Annotated in this window: 3 protein-coding genes; 2 read left to right on the plus strand and 1 reads right to left on the minus strand. The window is 52.0% G+C overall.

All coding sequences use genetic code 11. The features are described 5' to 3' along the window. Positions 1–106: 106 nt before the first annotated feature. Positions 107–1,015: a sulfate adenylyltransferase subunit CysD gene (cysD, locus tag KDK14_RS19635; RefSeq protein WP_257266907.1), complete on the plus strand. Its 909-nt coding sequence runs from the start codon at positions 107–109 to the stop codon at positions 1,013–1,015. Further along, positions 1,015–2,619, plus strand: coding sequence for a sulfate adenylyltransferase subunit CysN (gene cysN, locus KDK14_RS19640; RefSeq protein WP_257266908.1), 1,605 nt, complete (start codon positions 1,015–1,017; stop codon positions 2,617–2,619). Before cysD ends, cysN begins: the two co-directional genes overlap by 1 nt. A gap of 221 nt (positions 2,620–2,840) precedes the next feature. Here cysN and KDK14_RS19645 read toward each other — a convergent pair whose 3' ends face one another. After that, positions 2,841–3,338, minus strand: coding sequence for a hypothetical protein (locus tag KDK14_RS19645; RefSeq protein ID WP_257266909.1), 498 nt, complete (start codon positions 3,336–3,338; stop codon positions 2,841–2,843). Positions 3,339–3,489 lie beyond the last annotated feature (151 nt).

Consider the following 3,489-nt stretch of genomic DNA (forward strand, 5'->3'; position numbering starts at 1 on the left):
ATATATTGATATATAAAAAAAATATAGATATTGAATTTATTATTCTATTTTCACTGATAGTATTTCACTTAGAGCACAACAATAACTTCGCGTTAGGTCGAAATGCATGTCGGATCAAGACTTCAACCATCTAAAACAGCTGGAAGCGGAAAGCATCCATATTATCCGGGAAGTGGCTGCTGAGTTTGAAAACCCTGTCATGCTTTACTCTATTGGCAAAGACTCTGCCGTGATGCTGCATCTGGCCATGAAAGCTTTTTACCCCGGTAAACCACCTTTCCCTTTATTACACGTGGATACGACCTGGAAATTCCGGGAAATGATTGAGTTTCGGGATCAACTGGCAGAAAGACTGGGTCTTGAACTGCTGGTACATACCAATCCGGAAGGTCTGGCGCAGGGCGTCGGGCCATTTACCCACGGCAGCGCAAAACATACCGATGTCATGAAAACCCGGGCACTCAAGCAGGCATTGGATAAATACGGTTTTGATGCTGCATTTGGTGGTGCCCGTCGGGATGAAGAAAAATCCAGGGCGAAAGAGCGGGTTTACTCTTTTCGAGATAAAAATCATCACTGGGATCCGAAAAACCAGAGACCGGAACTTTGGAATATTTACAATAGCCAGGTTGAGAAGGGCGAGAGTATTCGCGTGTTCCCGCTGTCAAACTGGACGGAACTCGATATCTGGCAGTATATCCACCTGGAAAAGATCCCTATTGTGCCATTGTATCTTGCCAAAGAACGCCCGGTGGTGGAGCGTGATGGCAACCTGATCATGGTGGATGATGAGCGGATGCCCCTGCAACCGGGTGAACAAACCAGTATGCGCAAAGTACGCTTCAGAACCCTGGGATGCTACCCGTTGACCGGTGCCGTAGAATCTGAAGCCGATACACTGACCGAAGTGATTCAGGAGATGCTCCTGACCAGAACCTCTGAGCGACAGGGCCGGGTGATCGACCATGACAGTGCCGGCTCCATGGAAAAGAAAAAGCAGGAAGGGTATTTCTGATGTCACACCAATCTGAACTTATTGCCACCGATATCGAAGAGTACCTGAACCGTCATGAACAGAAAGAGATGCTGCGTTTTCTTACCTGTGGCAGTGTTGATGATGGTAAAAGCACCCTGATTGGCCGTCTTTTACACGACACCAGAATTATTTATGAAGATCAGCTGGCTGCCGTAGAAAACGACAGTAAACGAGCAGGTACCCAGGGGGGAAAACTGGATCTGGCGCTGCTGGTGGATGGTCTGCAGGCAGAACGTGAGCAGGGCATCACCATTGATGTGGCCTACCGTTATTTTTCCACCGAAAAACGTAAGTACATCATTGCCGATACGCCCGGGCATGAGCAGTACACCCGAAATATGGCAACCGGTGCTTCCACCTGTGATCTGGCGATTATTTTGATTGATGCCCGTCAGGGTGTGCTGACCCAGACCCGTCGACATACCTATATAGCCAGCTTGCTGGGCATAAAGCATATTGTCGTGGCCATCAATAAGATGGATCTGGTGGATTTCAGCAAGGCCCGGTTTGAAGAGATTCGTAACCAGTACCTGGATTTCGCAGAACCGTTGCAATTGGGTGATATCCAGTTTGTGCCCATGTCGGCGCTGGAAGGCGACAATGTGGTACACCGCAGCGAACGGATGTCCTGGTATCGTGACAGTACGCTGATGGACGTGTTGGAAAATGTCGAGATTGCCCGGGACCGTAACCTGGATGACTTCCGCTTCCCGGTTCAATATGTCAATCGCCCTAACCTGGATTTTCGTGGTTTTTCAGGAACGCTGGCTTCAGGCAAGATCAAGCCCGGTGATCAGATCAAGGTACTGCCCTCGGGGCAGGTGAGCACCATTGCCCGCATTGTGACCTGGGATGGCGAACTGCCTGAGGCCCATGTGGGTCAGGCGGTTACCCTGACCCTGACCGATGAAATTGATATCAGCCGTGGTGAGATGCTGGTGCGCCGGGACAGCAGTGTTCAGGTGGCTGCTGATCTGGATGTGGATCTGGTGTGGATGGCGGAACAGCCCATGAGTCCTGGCAGGCAGTATCAGATCAAGTTTTCCGCTGGCAAGGTTTCGGGCAGTTTTGCCGGAGTTGATCACCGGGTTGATGTGCACGCCCTGGCCCATCACCCTGCAGGGCAGCTGGCGCTGAATGAAATTGGCCTGTGTCAGCTCAGGCTGACCAGGGCAGTGCCTGTGGAAAGCTACCGGCGTAACCGTCAGACCGGTGCCTTTATTGTTATTGACCGGATCAGTAACGATACGGTTGCCGCCGGTATGGTGCGGGGTGTCAGTAAGCGTAGTACCCATGGTCGGGATTCGCTGTCCAGAGTCCATCGGCAACAGCGCATGGGTCAGAAAGGCGGTATTTTCAGGGTTGCTCGACAGCACGCTGACGTTATTGAACGACAACTGTTTGATCGTGGGTTTTACCCATTGGTGATTAACGGTGATGATGAACAGTGGCCTGCCATGGCGGATGCGTTACTGAATGCCGAAGTGGCCGTATTGGTTACCTCAGAAGCTGAGGTGACGGATAATGCGTCGGCGGCAGACTCGGTGTTGGCGACCATTGTTGCTGCCCTGACGATTTCCTGAGCCCTCAGGCCCCTGTGCATCAGACAGCAAGGTCTCTCAAAACCGGTGCAAAGAAGCGCTGATACTCCCACATGCACATAGCGGAGTACAACACGCTGTTTTTGACCGGAGTTGCGGAGGTTAAATGGGATTTTGCCTTAACGGTTTTTGGGTATTCGTTCCCACGGACGACCGTGGGGACGAGGCAAACATGCATTGACCTACCGGCAATAACGGCTCCCTCAGGGAGTATCTGCAGAATTAGACCGGAAACCAAAAAGCTCTGGCTGCGATTGCAACAGATAAGCAACTGAAGCCACCACGGCCATTGTGCCAATACTGATTACCGCTGATCTACCGGTTAAACCGCGCAGTGATTCGGGCAGTGAATGCCTGAGGTAGCCGATTAAAATCTCCGACTCAGAGACCCACTGCCGGGCATTGGCAAGGGAAACGCCAGATTGCGCGACATCAGCCATGACCGTGCCTTCCAGTAGCCAGTCCAGACCAAGAACAGGCAGCAATGATCCGGCCAGGCGGTCAGCCAGAGGCTTGACAAAGCAGGGAATGTGGGCATCGCAGTCATTACGGGGGCATTGCCGAAAGCAATCTTGCCGGATGAGGCACTCACGGTGAAACGCGTGGCCTCGTGCGCAGTTGACCATACCTGTGTCAGGGGATGGGGTGGCATCGGTTGGTTGGCACAGGAGACAACCGCCGGCCGAATCTACATTAATCATGTGCTAGAACTCCAGACGATGAAATTTGACTGTTGCCGGTTATCGTTGGGGACAACGCCAGTTATGACCCATGGCTTGCAAAAAGGTTCAACAAGTTAATTGCCTCCCGGGAGGCTGTCCGAGAATAGACTGCCCTACGCAGCAACTGCTG

Origin of the sequence: Endozoicomonas sp. ONNA2, assembly GCF_024606365.1 — a bacterium.
GTDB lineage: Bacteria > Pseudomonadota > Gammaproteobacteria > Pseudomonadales > Endozoicomonadaceae > Endozoicomonas.